Here is a 21,060-nt window from a genome sequence, read left to right on the forward strand (position 1 = left end):
TGCCAGAACAGTGTCTTTTTGAACCAGTCGCAAGCCTGACAAGTATTCAGGCGCGAAAGTATCGAGGAAAGTTGTACAAAAAGACTGAAGTTGGAAAAAAGTTCGCAACTAACAGAAGAGGGCGGATGACTTGAGCGTCATCCGCATTGCCCGCAAATATCAGTGTGGCATCGACCAGGATTGCAGCGCGTAGCCTTCTTCGCTCAGTTCGGCGCGGGCTTGTTGCAACAGATGTTCAAGTTGCGTCGGATCGGAGTAGGCGCTGCTTGGGATCTGGGTGCGACCGATCTGGGAGTTGGTACGGTCAATTACGGTCAGGCTCAATTCGCCATTGCCGTCTTGTGGGGCCCAGGCGACGCATTGAAAAGGTTTAAATGCGCGGTTGGCAATCAAAAGAGCTTCGTTGATACGGAGCGGGGCGGTCATGGGGTCTTCTCTCTTTAATGCCCAATCAAGTGATGTGCCGTCGGTTGGGCTTACCGTTCGGCCAGTTACTTGTACTGATGCACGCAACCCGCCAGCAGGTCACAACGGATTTGAATAAATTTCGACTTTCTTTCATAACGTCAGTCTTCAGACTGTTTTTGAAAGCCTGCTGAAAGAAATAATTAGATAGCTGACTAATAAACACGATTCTTATAACTGGTTCAGTTGTACATCTATAAGCAATTGATACAAGGCACCGTCAAATTCTTGCTAATGTTACAGCCAGGCCTGCCAAACGACTGTTTTTGCAATCATTTCCCATAATTTGGCGCCAAGGAACAGTCATGAGTGAAGCGCCTGCGTTACGACGACTATTGGTAGTCGACCCCTGTGATGACTGTCACCGATTACTGCCCGGTTTACGTGCCGTAGGGTGGGATGTTGACAGTTGCAGCCTGGAAAATGCCGCCGATCGTTCCTGCGATGTCGGCTTGTTGCGTTTACAGCCTTTTCACCTCGAACGTCCCGAAGCCGTCAAAGAGCTGATCAGCCGCAGCGGCACCGAATGGATCGCTGTGCTGAATCAGGAAGTGCTGCGATTGCAGAACGTTGGCGATTTTGTCTGCGAATGGTTTTTCGATTTTCATACCTTGCCGTTCGACGTGTCGCGGGTGCAGGTCACCCTTGGTCGCGCGTTCGGCATGGCGCGCCTGCGTGGTCAGGGCACAATCCACGTCGACCAGCCGGAGCACGAACTGCTCGGCGACAGCAAACCGATTCGGGAATTGCGCAAACTACTGAGCAAACTGGCTCCTACCGAGTCTCCCGTGCTGATCCGGGGCGAAAGCGGCACCGGCAAGGAGTTGGTCGCAAGAACCCTGCATCGGCAGTCGCAACGCCACAGCAAACCGTTTGTAGCGATCAATTGCGGGGCCATTCCCGAGCACTTGATCCAGTCCGAGCTGTTCGGCCATGAAAAAGGCGCGTTCACCGGCGCCCATCAGCGCAAGGTCGGGCGTATCGAGGCAGCCAACGGCGGCACCTTGTTTCTCGATGAGATCGGCGATCTGCCGCTGGAGCTGCAAGCCAATCTGTTGCGCTTCCTTCAGGAAAAACACATCGAACGGGTCGGCGGCAGCCAACCGATCCCGGTGGATGTGCGGGTGTTGGCGGCAACCCACGTCGATCTGGAAGCCGCCATCGAGAAAAAACGCTTTCGTGAAGACTTGTACTACCGGCTCAATGTGCTTCAGGTGGTGACAGCGCCATTACGCGAGCGCCATGGCGATCTGTCGATGCTGGCCAACCATTTTTCCCATTTCTACAGCCACGAAACCGGCCGTCGCCCGCGCAGTTTCAGTGAAGATGCGCTGATCGCCATGGGCAAGCACGATTGGCCGGGCAATGTCCGCGAACTGGCCAACCGCGTGCGCCGGGGCCTGGTGCTGGCCGAAGGGCGGCAGATCGAGGCCCGTGACTTGGGGCTGATCAGCCAGCAGTCGATTGCGGCACCGATGGGCACCCTCGAAGACTACAAGACCCGTGCCGAACGCCAGGCGCTTTGCGATGTGTTGAACCGGCACAGCGACAATCTCAGCGTCGCTGCCAAAGTGCTGGGGGTTTCCCGGCCGACTTTCTACCGTTTGCTGCACAAGCACCAGATCCGCTAGGGCGCGGCGCTTCCTGAGGGCAGGAAGCTGAAAAGACCCGCTGCGATGCAAGTCGCAGCGGGTCTTTTCATGATGTTGCGTTGATTGTGTCGCGGTTTAGAAGTAGTACGGGAATTTCAGGCTGAAGGAAAAGTCCGGGGCATCGTCCGTCATGCCGATGGACAGGTTGGGCACGATGGTCAGGTTGTCGGTGGCCGCGATGGTCATCCCGACGTTGAAGTAACCGGCGTTGGCGTCGCTGGACACCACCGATTCCCAATCCCCGCCATCCTGTTTCAGCTTGCTCTTGCGTTGCACCAGGTCAGAGACGGAGAACGACATACTCATCTTCTCGTTCAGTGCGAAGGCCACGCCCGCACCGATCTGGAAGCTGTCGCCAATGCGTACCTTGCCCGGGTTTTTCTGGTTGACGGTCGAACTGATGTCGTCGAACGACTCCTCGAAGTTGTGGGTGTAGGACAAGCTGCCGAACAAGACCGCCGGGTCAAACGTCTTGACCAGCGAGATCCCCGGGGTGATCGACCAGACGCCGTTGCCGGTAGGCAGGGTGTCAGGCACGAACAGGTTCGAGTTGGCATCGGTCTGGCGCAACTTGATACCGAAAGGGTCTTTGCCCGTAGGTGCCTTGACCCGCAAGGACACCACGGCGTCCGGCGTATTGACCGATTCGTCCATGAACTTGTAGGCGATACCGAAGTTGACGTCGCCAATGGTCGGGTCGCGAGAAACATCCTGTTCGGTGGTGACGTTGGAGGCGCCACCATTGCCGCCGCCGGACTGATACGTCGATTCGCGGTACACCACCGGTACGTTCAGGTCGAACTGCCAGCGGTTGTCGAAGTTGTAGCGTCCCGTCAGGTCGAGGGTCCAGGTGTCGGCCTTGATCCGGTCGAGGTTGATGTTGCCCAGGAAGATCGAGTCCAGTGCGAGGAAGCCGTTGAGAATCAGCTGGCGGGTGTCATAGCGTGAATAGGTCACGCCGGTTTCAAAGCTGAATTTGCCGCCGCCAAAGAAGCCACTGGCCTCGTCGTACAGGTTGGACACGCTCTGTGCCGGTTGTGAGTCATCGGCCAGCGATTGGCCATAGGATGCGCCGCCACCCCCGGCGGCGCCCCCCGACGCTGCTGCAGCCCCCGTGCCATTGGCTACCCGGTTGCCTTTCATGTCGGAAGGCGATTTGGCCAGGCGTTTTGGGGGAGGAGAGGCGGGTTGATCTTCAACCTGGCGGACCCGCTGTTCGAGGACCGCCAGGGCCTTTTGTTGCACTTCGTATCGTTGTTTAAGCTCCAGAAGTTCCTGTTTCAGGGCCTCGACATCCGCATCGGGTGCTGCTTGCAGCATCGCCGCGGGTAGAAGAGTACTCAAACATACAGCGGCACGCAGTGATACTGATCGATACATGAATAAGCCGTCCCTTTAAGCCCAATGATCGAGACTCAGCGTAGTTCAATATCCGATATTTCGTAGTGCCCCGAGTTGAGTCAGGTTGCAGTCCAGTGCACCGGCACTTCTGCCGTTATTGTTCAGGACAACGTTGAGTTGTGTCAGGTTGTTGACTACGTTTGCATTGCCCAGCAACCGAGTGTTCTGCAGCAGCCCGCTCTGAGCGACCTGTTGCAAAGCCGTGCCCTGGTTGCCGCTGGCCTGGATGGCCATTTGAACACCTCCGCCGGTGGCGGAGACGGCAACATTGCCGGCGGCGTTGCTGCCGGTGATGGTCTGGCCGGCTGTCAAGGCTTGCCCTTGGGCAGGCACCAGGGCGGGTGCCTGACTGGCCTCTTTGACGTTGATCGCAACGTTGTTGTAAGCGGTATTGCTGTCGCCCGCCGCGCGTACGCTTTGCGTGACGCCTTGCGAGGTGTTCAGGGCCGCGCCACCAATGACATTGCCAGTCCCCAGTTCCGGGGTACTGCCATTGCCGTGTTCCTTGATGGTCGAGACGTAGAATTCGGGTTTGACCGTTGCTGCCTGGAGTTGCATCGAGGCGGCAGCCCCGATCATGTCTCCACTGGCATTGCGCCAGGTACTGCTCATGACGATACCGAAACTGATGATCCGGCCCGGCATGACATAGCGACCGCGCAGCTCGGCGAGCTCCTGGTCCTTGATTTCTATGGGTTTGAATCCTGCATTGGCATAGCCCGATGCGCTCGCTGCCAGGCAGGCGGCGGCCAGCCAGTATGAGGTTTTCATCTGCTGCTCCCGGGACATCCAGCCCCACTCTTTATAATCGGCGATTAAAAGAAGTCGCTCTGTATGAACCCGAAGTCCATCAATTCAGCATCTTTGACCGGGTTGAAAGCATCCAGCTTGTTTTTGGCCGTCAGCGGGACCGGAGGACTGCGCAAGGCGTTGGCCTTGTCGTATCCGGGGCCGACGATGGCAAAGACAATGCCGTTCCAACCTTTGACAAAGTCATCATGGGCGTAGCGTTTGTGTCCTAAAACCGGGTCTCCGATGTAAACCCAATCCTTGTCCGCCCGCTGCAGCACCACGAAATGCTTGTAGCCGCGAATTTCCATCAGTACCACCACCGGGATAGTGACCGCGTCGAGTTTTTCCCGGGGAATCTTGTAACCTCTGGCGCGCATGCCGATGCTTTCTATGTAGCGCTTCATGTCCAGCATGGAGAAACCTTGAGTGCGAACAAGGTCCTGGTCTGCATTGACCAGCATGCCTTTGATGACGTGCTCTTCATCGACGTCGAGCCAATAGGCCTGGCGCAAAACCGTAGCCAGTGCGGCGGCACCGCAGCTGAAATCGGTTTTCTGTTGAACGATGTCAGCGAACTTGCGCTCACGAATACTTTGCACGTCTTTATAAACGAGCGTGCCACCCGGCAGGGCAGCGACGGGCATCTGAGCGGCCTGGGTCAGGCCAGAGATGCAAAGCAACGCGAGGAGGGCAGTCTTACGCATGATCGATACGCCTTTTCGGACTGAGGAAAAGCCCCGTTTCCGGGGCTTTCGTTTCGATCGCGATTACATGCAGGCTTTGCAACCTGCGGCGATGGACAGCGAGTTGCTTTGTTGGTTGCCAACACCAGCGGCGTTGTTGTAACCAGCGTTACCCGAGAAGTTGTTACCAACATTGGAGATAGAAGCGTTGTTGGTCACAGGGTTTTTCCAGCCATCAGGGGTCATCACTTGTTGAGTGGTCACACCTGCCAGGCCAAAGACACCCACTGCTTCGAATTTGGCTTTTTGATCTTTGTCGCCGCCATGGCCTCTGTCGTTATTGCCATATCCGCCATGACCGTGATCGTCGTCTTCGATTTTTGCAGTGCCTTTCGCGTAGAACGCGCCAGCCCCGGCGAAAGTGCCGGTGAGGGTATCTTTCTTGTAGGTTTGAGTGCCGTAGTTGGACACAGTCAGGCCAGTGGAGCTTTGGTTCGCAGCAGCAGCGGCGTTAGCTACACGACCACCCGATACAGCAATTGCCAGGTTGTTTTTCTGTTGGTTGAAGTTGCCGGCACTGTTGTTCACGCCAATGTTGCCGGAACCGCCGTTACCCACGTTGTTGAGGTTGGCGTTGTTGGTGGTGGAGTAGTTCGCAACAGCGTTGTTGGTGTTGACCTGAGTCGCGCTGGAAACAGACACCGCAGAGCCGAAGATGAAGCTTTCGTCGGCAGTTGCCAGAGCCGCGGCGTTGTCTTGCTGGTTGCCATCGCCGGCGGTGTTGTTCATGCCAACGTTGCCGTTGGTGCCGTTGGCCGAGTCGCGGACGGAGGCATCGTTTTTGGTGCCTTGGTTGCCGACCAGGTTGCCAGAGCTGTTTTGAGTGTCGAGCACTGCAGCCCCGGCGCCAGCACCGATTTGCAGCAGTTGTTCCAGGGTTGGGCCTTTTGGTTCATGGTTGCCATGACCATTGCCGTGCCCGTTACCATGACCGTGATTGTCATCATCACGACCGCCTGCCTGTGCTGCGATTGCCATCACTGCTGCGAGTGCGAAAACCAGTGGTTTGAGGGCCATTGTAGGTTTCATGGTGTTTCTCCGTCGTGCTTATTAGTTGGTTAAGTGTTGGTACTTTCTAATTGCACTGCTTCTTGTTTGGGTCAGTCTGCGACCCGGATGCTCAGGGTGTTAGCCATTCGGTTCCCCACCCCGGCACTCTGGTTCACCTGGATCACCCCTCGGCTGCCGGTGAAGGCCTGATCACTTGTCGTGACCTGGCGACTGCCGGGTGAGGTGCCAGTTGCTCCTGAGCTCGGTAACAACGCCACGTTCTGTTGGGAAAGGGCGCTATCGTCAACGCTCTGCGGGGCAGCACTGATGCTGACGCGCGTAACGTTGGCCATCTGGTTATTGGCCCCGGCGCCCTGGTTCACGCCCAGGATCCCGTTGCCATTTGTGAAAGAGTTGCCGCCAATGGTGGCGCTGGCATTACCAGTGCGGTCGGCGGGCGTGTCGATGTGCTGGATGACACGGGTGGTCGCGCTGGCATTGGTGCCAATGGCGATCGCTTTGGTGTTGGTCTGTTGCATCTGGTCGCCGGCCGCCTGGTTGACGTTGTAGTTGCCGCGATACTGGATGCCGGTTTCCTGAATGTTTGCGTTGTTCACGGAACTCGGGTCGGCCATTGCGCTGGTGCAGCCGAGGAGGGCGAGCAAGAGCAGAGAGCGATTCATTTATTGGCCTCCAGCCATGCGGGTCAGAGGAGCCAGGCCGGAGCTCATGGCCCGGTTGACGGTATTGGAGATCGAGCCGCCGGCACCGCCGCCGTGTCCGCCTCCCATGCCAGGCAGACCATTCGGGTTGGTCACGGTGTTCATGCCGGGGATGTTTGAAGTCGGGGTGGTGATGCTGCCGCGAATCGAAGACCCGCTGGCTACACTGGCAAATTCACCATCGTTGAGTTCGGTGCTGGTCATCGCTTGATCGATTCGGCCCGAAGGGTTGGCGTTGACGGTGGTCGGGTAGGGGTCTTTGCCGCCACTGCGGCCTATCGGGATCGGCTGGACGTCACGATTGAGCACGATCACGCCATTGCCTTCGGCCTGAACGTTGAAACTGAGGAATGTGCTGGCGGCTGATCCGATCAGCAGAAGGCAGGTAAAGGCTTTGTTTATATTCCCCACGGCGGCAATTCCTTCTTCAGTGGGCTGGGCCTGTGGTCAGCGTTGTGAAGGAGAGAGCGAAAGCTGTGCCGCTTTTTAAAAAACCTTTGATTTCAATCGGTTGGGGAGATTGGGCGCAGTGTTGATACAGATGTTGTTTCAATGCTGAAACAGATAGCGGCTCCTGCAAAGCCCTGAAGCCATTGCAATGCTCTGGAACAAGGGTTTGCAGGGGAGTGTTTCAATTGAGTAACAAGTCGGATGACAAAGGGATGAAGAGCCTTGAGACGGGCACTTTGCACCCGCGGGAGTGTTTCAGGAATGGACACTTTTGCCCCAATTCAGGGTGAAACACCGGGTCAGGCACCCCGAAAACCGGGTCAGTCCGCCAGCAGGACGCGAACCGCATCGAAGGCTTGCTGATGGCGTTCGCCCCAGTTGCCCTGAATGATCTGCAAGGGTTGGCCATGGGTTTCCAGCCAGGCTCGAGTGGCGTTATAGAACGAGCGTCGTTCACTCAAGTCGGGCTGGCACCGCTGACCATCGTCCGTCCACTCGATCTGCTCGGGGGAGAGCAGCAGGTGCAGGTCGTAACGACGCGCCAGCAGCTCGGTTTCCAGCCAGGGCGGGCAGTCGCCAAACAGGGTCTGGCTCCACAGGATGTTGCTCAATAAATGGGTATCGAGAATCAGCAGTCGCGGTTGCTGCGCGCGAGCAGCGTCTTCCCACCGTAACTGGCCGCGAGCGATTTCGGGGATGTCGGCCAGGCACGTATCCCGAGGGTTCTGCTCGATGAACCAGCGCACATATTCGTCCACCCGCAAACCACCGAACTGCTGTTGAATTGCGGCCGCCAGCCAGCTCTTGCCCGTGGATTCGGGGCCGGTCAGGACAATCACTTTCATCGTTGCAGCGCCGGATCGGCACGCCATTCGCGCCAGCCTTGCACCGCGATCAGGGTAAACAGGGCGTACAGCGCAGCAGTGAGGTACAGCTCCTTATAAAGGAACAGACCGACGAAGATCACATCCAGTACGAACCACAGTGCCCAGCATTGCAGGCGTTTATGGGCCATCCAGAATTGCGCGACCAGACTGAAACCCGTCAGCGCTGCATCCAGCCAGGGTTGAGCAGCGTCCGTCCAGTGCGCCATGGCGGCACCCAGCAACAAACTGCCGATGGCGCCGATGGTCAGTCCCTGCAAGATCGAGCGGGTGTCGAGCCGGCTCACTTCGCGTCCGTCATGCATCGTTCCGGCCCGTGTCCATTGCCACCAGCCATAGACTTGCAGCCCGGCATAAACGACCTGCAGCAACATGTCCGAATACAGCTTCACCTCGAAGAAGACCCAGGTGTAGAGCGACACCATGACCAGCCCGATCGGCCAGCACCACGGATTCTGTTTGACCGTGAGCCACACGGCGATCACACCGAGGGCGGCGGCAAACAGTTCGAGCCCGGACATGCAGGATCCTTGGGGGAGTGGGGAAGGGAGCGGATTGTACCGAAAAACCGGTGGGAAACGAGTTCCCACCGGTTATGGGGAGTCAGACGCGGAATTGGCGCAGCAAGCCGTTCAGTTGCTCGCTGAGCTGGCCCAGCTTCACACTGGCCACGCTCGACTGTTCGGCTGCCAGCGCGGTGCTGTGGGACAAACCGGCCGCCTGGGTGACGTTCTGATTGATGTCTTCGACCACATGCGCCTGTTGCAGCGTTGCGCTGGCAATCGAGGCGTTCAGGCCATTGAGGTTGCGCAGTGCCTGGCCGATGGCGTTCAGGCTGGCACTGGCCAGGCCGGCCTGCTCAATGGTCAGTTGCGAAGCCTTGCTGCTGTCGCCGATCACTTTCACGGCGGCTTCGGAATGGTTTTGCAGGCGTTCGATCATCGTCTGGATTTCCGCCGTGGACTTCTGCGTACGCTGCGCGAGCAGGCGGACCTCATCGGCGACCACCGCAAAACCACGTCCCTGTTCACCGGCGCGGGCCGCTTCAATGGCTGCGTTGAGCGCGAGCAGGTTGGTCTGTTCGGCAATCGACCGAATCACTTCCAGCACGCTGCCGATCTGCGTGCTCTCGGTTGCGAGCGTGCGGATCACTTCGACGGCCTGGTCGATGGTGCCGGACAGCTTGTCGATCTGTTGCAGACTGCCGTCGATATTGATCTGGCCTTGTTGGGCCTGGGCTTCGGCGTCGCGCATTTCGCTGGCGGCGTGCTCGGCGTTTTTCGCCACATCCTGCACGCCGTAAGTCACTTCGTTGACGGCGGTCGCTACCAGTTCCATTTGCTGCGATTGCTGTTGGCTGCGTTGCTGGGCCTGAGTCGCATCGTTGCCCAGCTCGCTGGACGATTGGCCCAGTGCGCTGGCAGACACCTGCAAATCGCCGATCACCCGGCGCAGTTTGGCAGTGAAGGCGTTGAAATGGTGCGCCAGTTGGGTCACTTCGTCCTGACCATGGGTGTCGAGGCTACGGGTCAGATCGCTTTCGCCGCTGGCGATGTTGGCCATGGCATTCACGGTTTCCTGCAACGGGCGGACGATGCTGCGGGCAATCAGAATTACCAGCAGCGCCATGATCACCGCGATGACCAGCCCGACCACCGACGCCTTGATCACCTGCCCCTGGAACTCGGCCTGCACGTCATCGACATACACGCCCGAACCGATCACCCAGCCCCACGGCTCGAACAGTTTCACGTAAGAGGTCTTGGCCACGGGCTCACTGGCACCGGGCTTGGGCCAACGGTAATCGACCATGCCGGCGCCTTTGGCTTTCGCGATGGCGACCATCTCGTTGAACACTGCGAAACCGTCCGGGTCGCGAATCGCCGAGAGGTTCTGGCCTTCAAGTTTCGGGTTGGTCGGGTGCATGACCATCACGGGCGTGAGGTCATTGATCCAGAAGTAGTCGTTCTGGTCATAGCGCAGGCCACGGATCGCGGTCAGCGCCTGTTTCTGCGCCACATCGCGAGTCAGGGTGCCTGCCGCTTCGAGGCCCTGGTAGTAAGTCAGCAAACCGCTGGCGGTCTGTACCACATGCTGGGTTTTCTGGGCTTTGGCGTGGTAAAGGTCATCGTGGATCTGCTTGAGCATCAACACGCCCAACGTCAGCAGCATGACCACTGCCACAATCAAGATGAGCCACAAGCGTCGGCTGATCGACACACTGCGCAAGCTGTTCATAACGCTGTCACTCCGGATTCTTTTTCTTGTAATAAACCACCGCCAGCATCCAATCACGTTTCGGTGACCGGGCATACGCGACCCAAGTCGTATAACGCGGCAGCGCTATTACGGCTTGTCTGTTAGGATTTCGGCGCCGCGCGTGAAAACCTGAATCCAAATTGATTTTTCACGGAATTTTGACTGTTTCGTGTGGATCCTGTGCGCGCGGAATCGGTACAGCTTCAACCAGCTACGCTGAGCGCAGTGAACGTAAAAAATACTATCGGAGCATGCCGCCGTGCATCGCTCTCTGGGGGATTGATGGATCTTTGGACCGCCTTGCAGGCATTGATTCTAGGAGTTGTAGAGGGGCTGACGGAGTTTTTGCCCATTTCCAGTACCGGACACCAGATCATTGTTGCCGACTTGCTCGAATTCGGAGGCGAGCGGGCCATGGCGTTCAACATCATCATTCAGCTCGGCGCGATTCTCGCGGTGGTCTGGGAGTTTCGCCGCAAGATTCTCGACGTGGTCATCGGCTTGCCGACCCAGCCGAGTGCTCGGCGTTTTACCGCCAATCTGCTGATCGCGTTCCTGCCCGCCGTGGTGCTGGGCGTGATCTTCGCGGATCTGATTCATGAATACCTGTTCAACCCGATCACCGTTGCGGCCGCGCTGGTGGTGGGCGGGATCATCATGTTGTGGGCCGAACAGCGCCAACATGAAGTGCATGCCGAAACGGTTGACGAGATTCGCTGGACAGATGCCCTGAAGATCGGCTTTGCCCAATGCCTGGCCATGATCCCCGGCACCTCGCGCTCCGGCTCGACCATCATCGGCGGCCTGCTCTTCGGTCTGTCCCGCAAGACAGCCACCGAGTTTTCGTTCTTCCTGGCGATGCCGACCATGGTCGGTGCGGCGGTGTATTCGGGCTACAAGTACCGCAATCTGTTCGTTCCGGCTGACTTCCCGGTGTTTGCCATCGGTTTTGTCACGGCGTTCATCTTCGCCATGATCGCGGTGCGCGGCTTGCTCAAGTTCATCGGCAGTCACAGCTATGCGGCGTTTGCCTGGTACCGGATCGTCTTCGGTCTGGTGATTCTGGCGACCTGGCAGTTCGGCTGGGTGGACTGGTCGGCGGCCAAACCATGAGTGATTCCCGCGCACGTCGCCCGGAGCGAGGGCCCGGCGGCGGCAGTATTCAGAACCTGAAACTGAAGTTGGTGGTACTGCTGATCGTCTGCGCGTTGCCGTTGTTCGGCTCACTATCGATGTGGCTGCGCGGGATTTCCCTGGTACCGCTGACGGCTTACGGGCTGGTCAGCGTACTGGCGTTTTTTCTGTACTGGGCGGACAAACGCAAGGCGCGCGCCGACGCTTGGCGTACGCCGGAAAACATCTTGCACGCGGTCGAACTGGCCGGTGGCTGGCCGGGCGCGTTGATCGCCCAGCAGGTGTTCCGGCACAAGACGCGCAAGGTGTCGTTCCAGATTCTGTTCTGGATGATCGTGGCGCTGCACCAGATATTCTGGATCGATCAGCTGTTCCTCGGTTCGAACCTGCTGGCATTGTTCTAAAGCAGCAACCCGATCTGAGTGCGCTTGGGCAACTTGCTCACCACCAATTGGTGAGAACGTTGCAGCAGCCCCTGAAGTTCCTCGGCGCCCAGCGGGTAGGGCGGGTGCATGATGATCCATTGCGCTCTGGCCAGATACGGCGCCGGGTGAATGCCCGGCCGGTCGCAATGACCGAGAAACAGATCCTTGTCGACCTTGAATGCCAGCGAATCACCGCGCAATCCCTGCAAGGCGAACATCTTGTTGCCGGCAATCGAAAACACCCGCACGCCACCCCATTTGTAATCTTCCCGGGCACCGGGCAAGGCCAGGCAGAACTCCGCAACATCCTTCTCGCTCATCTTTCCTTGCTTCATAACAGCCGCTCTCCACAGGCATTGAACGATTCGACGAGGTGGTCGATCCATGCGCGCACCGCCGGCATCACTCCGCGCCGGTGCGGGTACACCGCTTGCAGCCAGCCGCCGGGCAATGACCACTCAGGCAGCAACTGAACCAGCGTGCCGTTGGCTAGCTCCGCTTCGCAATACATCATCGGCAGCAGCGTGAAGCCCTGACCCGCCAGCACACAGGCTTTGCGCACAATGAAATCGTCGATCCCCAGCCGGGCCTCCAGCGCCAGATCGCAACTTTTTCCAGTCTGATCGAGCAGACGCACGTGGACCATGCGATCAGCCTCCAGTGCGCCGAGCACCGGCAGGTTTTTCAGGTCTTGGGGGTGATTGATCTCGACGCCCTCTATAAAGGAAGGACTCGCCACCACCACCATTTGCGCCTGACGCAAACGACGGGTCACCAGCATCGGGTCTTCATCGCCATGTTCGCGTACCCGCAGCGCCACATCGATGCCCTCGGTGATCAGATCCACCCGACGATTGATCAGGGTGACCTCCAGTTGTACCTGCGGGTACTTGTCGAGGAAGTTGCTGATCACCACCGGCAACATTTCATGGGCCAGCCCCGTCGGGCTGGAAACCCGCAGTCGTCCACGGGGTTCACTGGACATGCTGGCCACCGCTTCATCGGCCATTTCCGCTTCCAGCAACATGGCCTGGCAGTGCCGCAGATAACGCTCGCCAACGGCGGTCAGCTTCAACTGGCGGGTGGTGCGTTGCAGCAGGCGTGCGCGGAGGCGCTCCTCCAGCTCGGCAATCCGTCGCGACAGGCGTGATTTGGGGATGCCCAGCAGTCGCCCGGCAGCGGCGAATCCGCCGGCCTCGACCACTTTGGCGAAATAGTAGAGATCGTTGAGGTCTTGCATAAGGAAATCCAACTGTTCTATCAGTGGGACGAACTATCGCATTGTTACCGGCTAATCAGCTATTGGATTCGTCGGTAGGATTGTCTCCATTCCGTCGCCACCGGCGATTCATTCCAGGAGATTCCACATGAAACTGCTGCACATCGATTCGAGCATTCTGGGCGACAACTCTGCTTCCCGTCAGTTGAGCAGTCAGGTCACCAAAGCCTGGCAAGCCGCCGAGCCAAGTGCTGTCGTGACCTACCGTGACCTGGCCGCCGACGCCATCAGCCACTTCTCGTCGACCACCCTGGTGGCCGCCGGCACCACCGCTGAACTGCGCAACGCCGCACAACAGCACGAAGCCGAACTGAGCGCCACCACCCTGGCCGAATTCATCGCTGCCGACGCCATCGTCGTCGCTGCACCGATGTACAACTTCACCGTTCCGACCCAGCTTAAAGCATGGATCGACCGCATCGCCGTCGCCGGTCAGACTTTCCGTTACACCGAAGCCGGCCCTGAAGGCCTGTGCGGTGGCAAGAAAGTGGTGATCGTTTCCACCGCTGGCGGCATTCATGCCGGTCAGGCTTCGGGCGTAGCTCACGAGGAATACCTGAAACTGGTCTTCGGCTTCCTCGGCATCACTGACATCGAAATCGTTCGCGCCGAAGGTCTGGCCTACGGTGAAGAAGTTCGCAACAACGCCATGAGCGCCGCTCACACCAAGATCAGTGAGCAACTGTTCGCCGCCGCGTAAGGCTTGCGTAAAGAACAGCTTCTGTTCAGGCAATCGAAAAAAAACTCTGTATTCTGGTTCTGCAAGGGCCAGATACGGAGTTTTTTGTTTCTGACTGTTACATAATCTGGCCCGGGTTATGCAGTCTGATGATCAACGTCTGAGTGCAACGCCGCGCCGGATCACCGAACCACGGAGTTTCGGGCGTCGAACACAACGGATCTTTCGATTGAGTAACAACAGGGTGGGGCATCCCATGATGCGTCTTTGTGCAGCGTTACTGATTTGCCTGCTCGGCAGCCTGAATTCAGTGCACGCTGCGCCTGGGCAACACCCGCGCTGGAGCGTCGGCTATCACGAGATGACGTTCCTCGATCCACTGGATCTGCAACCGATGCGCGCCATCGCGTTCTATCCCTCCAGCGACCGCGAACACATGAGCCTGCTCGAAGGATATTCGGTCGAGGCAGGCCAAGACACCAAGGTCGCCATTGGCCGCTTCCCGATGCTGATGCTGTCCCACGGCAATACCGGCACGCCGCTGGCCCTCCACGATCTGGCGACGTCATTGGCACGCAAGGGCTTTGTGGTGGTGGCGGTGATTCATCCGGGCGACAACTCCAAAGATCACAGCCGCCTCGGTACATTGAGCAACCTCTACGGACGGCCGATCCAGATTTCCGAAGCCATCACCGCGACGCTGGGCGATCGCATGCTCGCACCGTTCGTGAATGCCGATCAGGTCGGGGTGATCGGTTATTCGGCCGGGGGGGAAACCGCGCTGATTCTGTCCGGCGCACAGCCTGATCTGAATCGTTTGCGCCGTTACTGCCAGGAACGTCCGGATGACCGCGATGCCTGCAACACACAGGGCGAACTGATCGTCGACCGCGATGACTTACAGCCTGTCGCCGATCCGCGAGTGCATGCCTTGTTGCTGATGGCGCCGTTGAGCCTGAAATTCGGCCGCCACACCCTGGCCGATGTGCATGTGCCGGTGCTGCTCTACAGTGGCGACGGCGACAAACTGGTGGCTTTCGATAAAAACGCCGCTGCGTTGGCGCGCAAACTGCCGACTGCGCCGGACTTCAAACTGCTGGCCGGGGCAGGGCACTTCGTGTTCATGGCGCCGTGCACCGAAGAGCAGATCCTCGCCATGCCGGCGCTGTGCACCGATGCCGATGGCGTCGACCGCGAAGACATCCACCGCAACCTGATTTCCGAGGCCGGGCGGTTCTTTTCCCATGCCTTGGGCAGGCCGACCCGCGCGGGAATGCAGACCGCAGATCAGTAAGTTGCGTATCTCTTTGTGGGAGCGAGCTTGCTCGCGATAGCGTCAGGTCAGTCGAGAGGTTTTGACGGACAGACCGCCATCGCGAGCAAGCTCGCTCCCACAGTGATAAAGCTCAGTTTTTTGCCCGACGCTTGAGCAGCAAGGTCAATCCCAGTCCGGTCACCGACAGCACGGCCGCACTGAAGAAAATCCACGAATAGCCCAGATTCAGCGCCACCGCCCCCATCAACGGCCCGGCAATCGCCAGCGCCAGATCGAAAAACACGGCATAAGCACCCAGTCCGGCGCCACGGCTGGAACTCGGTACTTGTTTGATCGCTTCAACGCCCAGTGCCGGATACACCAACGACAGGCCGAACCCCGCGAGTCCCGCTCCAATCAACGCAAACGCGGTCGAGGGCGCCAGCCACAACAGGACAAGCCCGACGGTTTCGATGATCATGCAGGCGATGGCTGAAGTGAAACCACCAAACCGTGCGATTGCCGAGATAAACATCAGCCGCGACACGATGAAACACACGCCGAACACGGTCAGGCAGTACGCCGCGCCGCTCCAGCCGCGATTGAGGTAATACAGGGTGATGAATGTAGTGAGCGTGCCGTAGCCGATCGAGGCCAGGGTCAAACTGGCGCCGAAGGGCGCAATTCGCCCGAACACCGCCCAGAACGGCAGGCGCTCCCCACGTATGACCGGCACCGAGGGTTTGTTGCGGATCAGCAGCAACGCACCGGTCGCCAGCACCGACAAGGCGATTCCCAGACTGGTGAAGCCGTAATCGGCCACCATCAACACCCCCAGCGGTGCGCCGATGGCAATGGCGCCATAGGACGCGATGCCGTTCCAGCCAATGGACCGCGCGGTATGTTCGGTGCCCACCTGGCCCATGCACCAACTGATGGTGCCGACGCCGATCAAACCCTGCGCGATCCCTAGCAGCAAACGCCCGGCGACCAGAATGATCAGGCTCGTCAGCGGGTAGGCTTGCAGCAGCGTGGACACGAGCGTCAGCAATCCGCTGAGCACGATCCCCAGTAACCCATAAACAATCGCCCGCTTAGTGCCGACGGTGTCCGACATGCGTCCGGCCATGGGGCGGCTGAGCAGGGTCGCCAGGTATTGCGAACCGATCACCAACCCCGCAATGACGGCGCTGAAACCCAATTGTTCGTGCACGTAGCCAGGCAGCACCGCAATCGGCAGGCCGATGCAGAGGAAGGCGATAAAGGTATAGAACACGATGGAAATGATTTGCAGGGTGATCGCCATGGAGCTTTGGGGAGGCTTTTGCTGCGCAGACATGAGGACTCGTTCGCGGGCGGCGGTGGGAGAGTCCGCATCATGGCTTGGCGCTGAAATAAAAGAAAGCAGGCTAACTATTTTCCCTCGCCATTGACGGCGCCCCCAATGCCGCTTTCGCGAGCAAGCTCGCTCCCACACTGAAATGCATTCAACCTGTGGGAGCGAGCTTGCTCGCGAAGGTATTGAGCTCAACGCAAATGTTGAGTCTGAAATGCAAAAGCCCTGTCACAAGGACAGGGCTTTCTGTTTACCGCTCGACTCAGAACACCACGCCTTGGCTGCGCAGGTAATCGTCGTAGGTGCCGCTGAAGTCGGTCACGCCGTTCGGGCTCAGCTCGATGATGCGGGTGGCCAGGGACGATACGAACTCACGGTCGTGGCTGACGAAGATCAGCGTGCCCGGGTAGTTTTCCAGCGCCAGGTTCAGCGCCTCGATCGATTCCATGTCCAGGTGGTTGGTCGGTTCGTCCATCACCAGTACGTTCGGCTTTTGCAGGATCAGCTTGCCGAACAGCATGCGACCTTGTTCACCACCGGAAATCACCTTCACCGACTTGAGGATCTCGTCGTTGGAGAACAGCATGCGACCGAGGGTGCCACGGATCACTTGCTCGCCCTGAGTCCACTGACCCATCCAGTCGAACAGGCTCACATCGTCTTCGAAGTCGTGGGCGTGGTCCTGAGCGTAGTAGCCCAGCTCCGCGCTTTCGGTCCACTTCACCGAACCCGCGTCCGGGGTCAGTTCACCCATCAGCGTGCGCAGCAGGGTGGTCTTGCCGATACCGTTCGGGCCGATGATCGCTACGCGCTCGCCGGCTTCAACGGTGAAGCTGAAGTTCTTGAACAGGGTCTTGCCGTCGAAGCCCTTGGACATGTGCTCGATGGTCACGGCCTGACGGTGCAGCTTTTTGGTCTGCTCGAAGCGGATGAACGGGCTCACGCGGCTCGATGGCTTGACCTCGGCCAGCTGGATCTTGTCGATCTGCTTGGCGCGGGAAGTGGCCTGCTTGGCTTTCGAGGCGTTGGCCGAGAAGCGGCTGACGAACGTCTGCAGTTCGGCAATCTGCGCTTTCTTCTTGGCGTTGTCCGACAGCAGTTGCTCGCGGGACTGGGTCGCCGCGGTCATGTACTCGTCGTAGTTGCCAGGGAACAGACGCAGCTCGCCGTAGTCCAGGTCGGCCATGTGGGTGCAGACACTGTTCAGGAAGTGACGGTCGTGGGAAATGATGATCATGGTGCTGTTACGCGCCGTCAGAATCGTTTCCAGCCAGCGGATGGTGTTGATGTCCAGGTGGTTGGTCGGTTCGTCGAGCAGCAGCACTTCCGGATCGGAGAACAGTGCCTGAGCCAAAAGAACACGCAGCTTCCAGCCCGGCGCGACTTCGGTCATAGGGCCGAAATGCTGTTCCAGCGGAATGCCCAGACCCAGCAGCAGTTCACCGGCGCGGGATTCGGCGGTGTAGCCGTCCATCTCGGCGAACTCGGTTTCCAGCTCGGCCACGGCCATGCCGTCTTCTTCGCTCATTTCCGGCAGCGAGTAGATGCGATCGCGCTCGGCCTTGACCTTCCACAGCTCTTCGTGACCCATGATCACGGTGTCGATCACGGTGAATTCTTCGTAGGCGAACTGATCCTGGCGCAATTTACCCAGGCGTACGTTCGGCTCCAGCATGACCTGGCCACCGGACGGCTCGAGGTCGCCGCCGAGGATCTTCATGAAGGTCGACTTGCCGCAACCGTTGGCGCCGATCAGGCCATAACGGTTGCCGTTGTTGAATTTGACCGAAACGTTTTCAAACAGCGGCTTGGCGCCGAACTGCATGGTGATGTTAGCTGTAGAAATCAAAGGTTTTTCCTGCGAAGCATTCTGAGAAGCGAGGTGCGGCCGGAGCGCTTGGCCCGAGTCGAAGTGCGCTGAGGCGGGGCAATTCCCGTCATCAACCAAGGGGGCGCGTAAAGTTTGGCGGCGATTGTACTGGTCTGGCTCTTTAAACGATAGGGCAGTGACACCCGGATTGCCGATTGGTGCAATCGCGGGACAGTTTTTCACAGATGAAGGTTCACTATTGGTTACAAACTGTGGCTAAAATGCCATCCATTCACCCAATGCCTTGTACGGCATGGGCTCAAGGATGCGCCACCGGGACGCTTTTTGATTTCAGACCACTGCCACAGACCTTGGGCCACAGCCCTAAAGGCGCGCAGTTTGTTCACTTCTGACGTGTGACGATTTCCGTGAAACTCATCATTGCCGCTGTATATGTCATTTCCATTGCATACGTTCACCTGCGCGGTCGCGTGCGCCACAAACTCGGTCGTCAATTGAGCGATCACTCGACGTTTCTGGCGCCGATCAACTGCTTCCTCTATCTGTTCTCGAAGAAGCCCAACACGCCTTACCTGGATCCGAAGGACTTCCCCGATCTGAGTCCGTTGCAGACGCACTGGGAAGAAATCCGCGAAGAAGGCCGCAACCTGCTGCGCGCCGGCGAGATCAAGCGCTCGAATCAGTACGACGACGTCGGTTTCAACTCGTTCTTCAAAACCGGCTGGAAGCGTTTCTACCTGAAGTGGTACGGCGACAGCCACCCGTCGGCGCTGCAACTGTGCCCGCGCACTACTGAACTGGTGCAGAGCATCGGTTCGATCAAGGCCGCGATGTTCGCTGAATTGCCACCCGGCTCTAAACTGGTGCGTCACCGCGATCCGTATGCCGGTTCCTACCGCTATCACCTGGGCCTGGAAACGCCGAACGATGCCGGTTGCTACATCAACGTCGATGGCGAGAACTATCACTGGCGTAATGGCGAAGCCGTGATGTTCGACGAGACCTTCATTCACTACGCGGAAAACACCACCGATCAGAATCGCATCATTCTGTTCTGTGACGTCGAACGGCCGATGAAGTATCGCTGGGCAGCAGCGTTCAACGGTTGGTTCAGCCGCACTGTGATGTCGGCAGCGGGTGCGCCGAACGATGCCGGCGACCGCACTGGTGGTATCAACCGCTTGTTTACCAAGATCTACAAAATTCGCCTGCGCGGCAAAGAGCTGAAAAAGCGTAATCGCAAGCTCTATTACATGGAGAAGTGGGCGATCTTCGGCGGTTTGCTGGCGATCTTCATTCTGATCTGATGAATCGGGCGACTGTTGAAAGGCAGTCGCCCGATTTCACTTTCACGACGCTTTTTGGGTCTTCTTCGCCGGTGTTGTCTTGCTGGCGGTCTTCTTCGCAGGTTTCGCCGGCGCCTTGCCGCCGAGACTGCGCTTGAGCAGTTCGGTCAGGTCGATAACATCGGCCGATTTGCGCTCTTCTTCGCCATCAACGGTCTCGACATCTTCGATCTTGCCTTCATGGGCCTTCTTGTCCACCAGCGCCATGATCTTGTTTTCGAACTCGTCGTTGTAGTCTTCGGGCGTCCAGTCTGCCGTCATGTCTTCCACCAGCCGCTTGGCCATGTCCAGTTCGCCCTTGGCCAACTGCGGCTTGGTGACTTCGCTGCCCAGCGCCAGCTCATCGAGGCTTCGCACTTCCTGCGGCCAGCGCAGCTTCACCAGCACCAGCGCCGACTCCAGTGGCATAAGCGCCGCCAGGTATTGGCGCGTGTGTAAAACCACACGGGCAAGGGCGACCTTTTGGGTTTTGCTCAGGGTTTCACGCAGCAAGGCGTAGACCTTGCCACCGCGCTTGTCCGGAGCCAGGTAATACGGCGTATCGATGTTCTGCAGCGGGATCTGTTCGCTGTCGACGAAGGCAAAGATGTCGATGGTCTGCGTCGAAACCGGGTGCGCCGACCGGATTTCTTCCTCGCTGAGCACTACATAGCGGCCCTTTTCGAACTGCACGCCTTTGACGATGTGCTCTTTGGTGACTTCCTTGCCGGTTACTTTGTTTACCCGTTTATAGCCAACGGGATCCATGCTGCGGCTGTCGAGCCAGTCGAAATCCACACCCTGCGAGGATGTTGCCGACACCAGTGCCACTGGAATGTGTACGAGACCGAAACTGATTGCGCCTTTCCAGATTGCCCGAGCCATGGTGCCGTTCTCCGAGTGATGTTCGGGTGACCTGCAGCCGGGCGTGAAAGTTTCCGGAAGTTGCTGACGGTCAAGTCGTGTTACATCTTGTTTATCGGGAACGGGTTAACAAATCCGAACCCTCGGCGTAGCGTGGACTCGAAGGCTCCAACCCACGTGCATCGAGAGAGGCCGTCCATGAACCGTTTTCTGTTTGGCATCGCTTTGCTGGCCTTGAGTGGCGGGCTGGTTCACGCCGATGTCCCGATGTCGTCTTCATTCCCGTTGCTGGCACAAAGTCCGACCGGCAACAGCAACAATCCCTACAACAGCCCGATACGCCGGGCGAACCCCAACAGCATGCAGGGCACCCAGCCCAGCGCTCCGCCTGTTCGCGGGCCGAATACGGTGCCCGTGCCACGGCCGCCGACCCTGGAAAACCGCGGCATCGGCAATAGCCAGCCGCTGCGCTCCGTCCCGAGCACGCCACCCACCTTCATCCCCAATCCTCCAGTCCGTGACAGCGGAAGCAACCGTTGAATGGCATCCAGCCCCTCAAACGAACAAAAGGAAT

22 protein-coding genes are annotated in these 21,060 nt (G+C 58.5%); 7 read left to right on the plus strand and 15 right to left on the minus strand.

Features of this window, described 5'->3' with window-relative positions:
* Positions 1 to 159: 159 nt before the first annotated feature.
* Positions 160 to 426 (minus strand): hypothetical protein, encoded by a 267-nt coding sequence (locus N8H71_RS02115; RefSeq protein WP_262192575.1) that lies wholly within the window; start codon positions 424 to 426, stop codon positions 160 to 162.
* Between the two features lie 344 nt (positions 427 to 770).
* On the opposite strand from N8H71_RS02115, the gene N8H71_RS02120 reads away from it, so the two are divergent.
* A complete protein-coding gene (locus tag N8H71_RS02120) occupies positions 771 to 2,096 on the plus strand; it encodes a sigma-54 dependent transcriptional regulator (protein WP_007957480.1) in 1,326 nt (441 codons plus the stop codon).
* Positions 2,097 to 2,192: 96 nt separating this feature from the next.
* Here N8H71_RS02120 and N8H71_RS02125 read toward each other — a convergent pair whose 3' ends face one another.
* The 9 genes from N8H71_RS02125 to N8H71_RS02165 all read right to left on the minus strand — a co-directional run bounded on the left by N8H71_RS02125 (position 2,193) and on the right by N8H71_RS02165 (position 10,337).
* Complete coding sequence (locus N8H71_RS02125; RefSeq protein WP_085683765.1) at positions 2,193 to 3,497, minus strand: transporter; 1,305 nt, start codon at positions 3,495 to 3,497, stop codon at positions 2,193 to 2,195.
* A 45-nt stretch (positions 3,498 to 3,542) separates the two neighbouring features.
* Complete coding sequence (locus N8H71_RS02130) at positions 3,543 to 4,289, minus strand: hypothetical protein (RefSeq protein ID WP_262192576.1); 747 nt, start codon at positions 4,287 to 4,289, stop codon at positions 3,543 to 3,545.
* A 44-nt stretch (positions 4,290 to 4,333) separates the two neighbouring features.
* Positions 4,334 to 5,014, minus strand: a complete 681-nt coding sequence (locus tag N8H71_RS02135) for a C39 family peptidase (RefSeq protein ID WP_262192577.1) — start codon at positions 5,012 to 5,014, stop codon at positions 4,334 to 4,336.
* A 63-nt stretch (positions 5,015 to 5,077) separates the two neighbouring features.
* The gene (locus N8H71_RS02140) at positions 5,078 to 6,082 is read right to left on the minus strand and encodes a heme utilization protein (protein WP_262192578.1); all 1,005 of its coding nucleotides are present in this window, start codon (positions 6,080 to 6,082) and stop codon (positions 5,078 to 5,080) included.
* Positions 6,083 to 6,153: 71 nt separating this feature from the next.
* A complete protein-coding gene (locus N8H71_RS02145; RefSeq protein WP_262192579.1) occupies positions 6,154 to 6,726 on the minus strand; it encodes an adhesin in 573 nt (190 codons plus the stop codon).
* Positions 6,727 to 7,176 (minus strand): hypothetical protein, encoded by a 450-nt coding sequence (locus N8H71_RS02150; protein WP_011334013.1) that lies wholly within the window; start codon positions 7,174 to 7,176, stop codon positions 6,727 to 6,729.
* A 359-nt stretch (positions 7,177 to 7,535) separates the two neighbouring features.
* Positions 7,536 to 8,060: an AAA family ATPase gene (locus tag N8H71_RS02155; RefSeq protein WP_262192580.1), complete on the minus strand. Its 525-nt coding sequence runs from the start codon at positions 8,058 to 8,060 to the stop codon at positions 7,536 to 7,538.
* Positions 8,057 to 8,620, minus strand: coding sequence for a nicotinamide riboside transporter PnuC (gene pnuC, locus N8H71_RS02160; protein ID WP_262192582.1), 564 nt, complete (start codon positions 8,618 to 8,620; stop codon positions 8,057 to 8,059). Before pnuC ends, N8H71_RS02155 begins: the two co-directional genes overlap by 4 nt.
* A gap of 82 nt (positions 8,621 to 8,702) precedes the next feature.
* Positions 8,703 to 10,337 carry a methyl-accepting chemotaxis protein gene (locus N8H71_RS02165; RefSeq protein ID WP_262192583.1) on the minus strand — a complete coding sequence of 545 codons (1,635 nt, stop codon included), beginning with the start codon at positions 10,335 to 10,337 and terminating at the stop codon, positions 8,703 to 8,705.
* Positions 10,338 to 10,640: 303 nt separating this feature from the next.
* Here N8H71_RS02165 and N8H71_RS02170 point away from each other — a divergent pair, with 303 nt between their 5' ends.
* Positions 10,641 to 11,471 carry an undecaprenyl-diphosphate phosphatase gene (locus N8H71_RS02170; RefSeq protein WP_262192584.1) on the plus strand — a complete coding sequence of 277 codons (831 nt, stop codon included), beginning with the start codon at positions 10,641 to 10,643 and terminating at the stop codon, positions 11,469 to 11,471.
* The gene (locus tag N8H71_RS02175; RefSeq protein ID WP_262192585.1) at positions 11,468 to 11,896 is read left to right on the plus strand and encodes a DUF1294 domain-containing protein; all 429 of its coding nucleotides are present in this window, start codon (positions 11,468 to 11,470) and stop codon (positions 11,894 to 11,896) included. The genes N8H71_RS02170 and N8H71_RS02175 overlap by 4 nt, the downstream gene beginning before the upstream one ends.
* Here N8H71_RS02175 and N8H71_RS02180 read toward each other — a convergent pair.
* Positions 11,893 to 12,252 carry an MmcQ/YjbR family DNA-binding protein gene (locus N8H71_RS02180; protein ID WP_262192586.1) on the minus strand — a complete coding sequence of 120 codons (360 nt, stop codon included), beginning with the start codon at positions 12,250 to 12,252 and terminating at the stop codon, positions 11,893 to 11,895. The two genes, N8H71_RS02175 and N8H71_RS02180, sit on opposite strands and share 4 nt — an antisense overlap.
* The gene (locus tag N8H71_RS02185; protein ID WP_262192588.1) at positions 12,249 to 13,157 is read right to left on the minus strand and encodes a LysR substrate-binding domain-containing protein; all 909 of its coding nucleotides are present in this window, start codon (positions 13,155 to 13,157) and stop codon (positions 12,249 to 12,251) included. Before N8H71_RS02185 ends, N8H71_RS02180 begins: the two co-directional genes overlap by 4 nt.
* A 127-nt stretch (positions 13,158 to 13,284) precedes the next feature.
* Between N8H71_RS02185 and N8H71_RS02190 the strand changes: the two genes are divergently transcribed.
* Entirely contained in the window at positions 13,285 to 13,896 is a 612-nt protein-coding gene (locus N8H71_RS02190; RefSeq protein WP_262192589.1) for an FMN-dependent NADH-azoreductase, read from the plus strand.
* A gap of 235 nt (positions 13,897 to 14,131) precedes the next feature.
* Positions 14,132 to 15,169, plus strand: a complete 1,038-nt coding sequence (locus tag N8H71_RS02195; RefSeq protein ID WP_262192590.1) for an alpha/beta hydrolase family protein — start codon at positions 14,132 to 14,134, stop codon at positions 15,167 to 15,169.
* 112 nt (positions 15,170 to 15,281) lie between these two features.
* Here the strand turns inward: N8H71_RS02195 and N8H71_RS02200 are convergent, their stop codons facing one another.
* Both N8H71_RS02200 and N8H71_RS02205 read right to left on the minus strand, forming a co-directional pair.
* Entirely contained in the window at positions 15,282 to 16,469 is a 1,188-nt protein-coding gene (locus N8H71_RS02200) for an MFS transporter (RefSeq protein ID WP_262192591.1), read from the minus strand.
* A gap of 259 nt (positions 16,470 to 16,728) precedes the next feature.
* Complete coding sequence (locus N8H71_RS02205; protein ID WP_262192593.1) at positions 16,729 to 18,315, minus strand: ABC-F family ATPase; 1,587 nt, start codon at positions 18,313 to 18,315, stop codon at positions 16,729 to 16,731.
* Between the two features lie 389 nt (positions 18,316 to 18,704).
* Between N8H71_RS02205 and lpxO the strand changes: the two genes are divergently transcribed.
* Positions 18,705 to 19,604 (plus strand): lipid A hydroxylase LpxO, encoded by a 900-nt coding sequence (gene lpxO / locus N8H71_RS02210; protein WP_262192594.1) that lies wholly within the window; start codon positions 18,705 to 18,707, stop codon positions 19,602 to 19,604.
* A gap of 42 nt (positions 19,605 to 19,646) precedes the next feature.
* Here lpxO and N8H71_RS02215 read toward each other — a convergent pair whose 3' ends face one another.
* On the minus strand, positions 19,647 to 20,507 hold the full coding sequence (locus N8H71_RS02215; RefSeq protein WP_262192595.1) for a Ku protein: 861 nt from the start codon (positions 20,505 to 20,507) through the stop codon (positions 19,647 to 19,649).
* A gap of 177 nt (positions 20,508 to 20,684) precedes the next feature.
* Here N8H71_RS02215 and N8H71_RS02220 point away from each other — a divergent pair, with 177 nt between their 5' ends.
* Positions 20,685 to 21,026, plus strand: a complete 342-nt coding sequence (locus tag N8H71_RS02220; protein ID WP_262192596.1) for a hypothetical protein — start codon at positions 20,685 to 20,687, stop codon at positions 21,024 to 21,026.
* The last annotated feature ends 34 nt before the right edge of the window (positions 21,027 to 21,060 follow it).

The sequence above is a fragment of the Pseudomonas koreensis genome (genome assembly GCF_025447595.1).
GTDB classification, from domain to species: Bacteria; Pseudomonadota; Gammaproteobacteria; order Pseudomonadales; family Pseudomonadaceae; genus Aquipseudomonas; species Aquipseudomonas koreensis_H.

Coding starts and splice junctions, on each gene's coding strand:
- N8H71_RS02115 (WP_262192575.1), bottom strand. CDS start 426: ATGACCGCCCCGCTCCGTATCAACGAAGCTCTTTTGATTGCCAACCGC.
- N8H71_RS02120 (WP_007957480.1), top strand. CDS start 771: ATGAGTGAAGCGCCTGCGTTACGACGACTATTGGTAGTCGACCCCTGT.
- N8H71_RS02125 (WP_085683765.1), bottom strand. CDS start 3,497: ATGTATCGATCAGTATCACTGCGTGCCGCTGTATGTTTGAGTACTCTT.
- N8H71_RS02130 (WP_262192576.1), bottom strand. CDS start 4,289: ATGAAAACCTCATACTGGCTGGCCGCCGCCTGCCTGGCAGCGAGCGCA.
- N8H71_RS02135 (WP_262192577.1), bottom strand. CDS start 5,014: ATGCGTAAGACTGCCCTCCTCGCGTTGCTTTGCATCTCTGGCCTGACC.
- N8H71_RS02140 (WP_262192578.1), bottom strand. CDS start 6,082: ATGAAACCTACAATGGCCCTCAAACCACTGGTTTTCGCACTCGCAGCA.
- N8H71_RS02145 (WP_262192579.1), bottom strand. CDS start 6,726: ATGAATCGCTCTCTGCTCTTGCTCGCCCTCCTCGGCTGCACCAGCGCA.
- N8H71_RS02155 (WP_262192580.1), bottom strand. CDS start 8,060: ATGAAAGTGATTGTCCTGACCGGCCCCGAATCCACGGGCAAGAGCTGG.
- pnuC (WP_262192582.1), bottom strand. CDS start 8,620: ATGTCCGGGCTCGAACTGTTTGCCGCCGCCCTCGGTGTGATCGCCGTG.
- N8H71_RS02165 (WP_262192583.1), bottom strand. CDS start 10,337: ATGAACAGCTTGCGCAGTGTGTCGATCAGCCGACGCTTGTGGCTCATC.
- N8H71_RS02170 (WP_262192584.1), top strand. CDS start 10,641: ATGGATCTTTGGACCGCCTTGCAGGCATTGATTCTAGGAGTTGTAGAG.
- N8H71_RS02175 (WP_262192585.1), top strand. CDS start 11,468: ATGAGTGATTCCCGCGCACGTCGCCCGGAGCGAGGGCCCGGCGGCGGC.
- N8H71_RS02180 (WP_262192586.1), bottom strand. CDS start 12,252: ATGAAGCAAGGAAAGATGAGCGAGAAGGATGTTGCGGAGTTCTGCCTG.
- N8H71_RS02185 (WP_262192588.1), bottom strand. CDS start 13,157: ATGCAAGACCTCAACGATCTCTACTATTTCGCCAAAGTGGTCGAGGCC.
- N8H71_RS02190 (WP_262192589.1), top strand. CDS start 13,285: ATGAAACTGCTGCACATCGATTCGAGCATTCTGGGCGACAACTCTGCT.
- N8H71_RS02195 (WP_262192590.1), top strand. CDS start 14,132: ATGATGCGTCTTTGTGCAGCGTTACTGATTTGCCTGCTCGGCAGCCTG.
- N8H71_RS02200 (WP_262192591.1), bottom strand. CDS start 16,469: ATGTCTGCGCAGCAAAAGCCTCCCCAAAGCTCCATGGCGATCACCCTG.
- N8H71_RS02215 (WP_262192595.1), bottom strand. CDS start 20,507: ATGGCTCGGGCAATCTGGAAAGGCGCAATCAGTTTCGGTCTCGTACAC.
- N8H71_RS02220 (WP_262192596.1), top strand. CDS start 20,685: ATGAACCGTTTTCTGTTTGGCATCGCTTTGCTGGCCTTGAGTGGCGGG.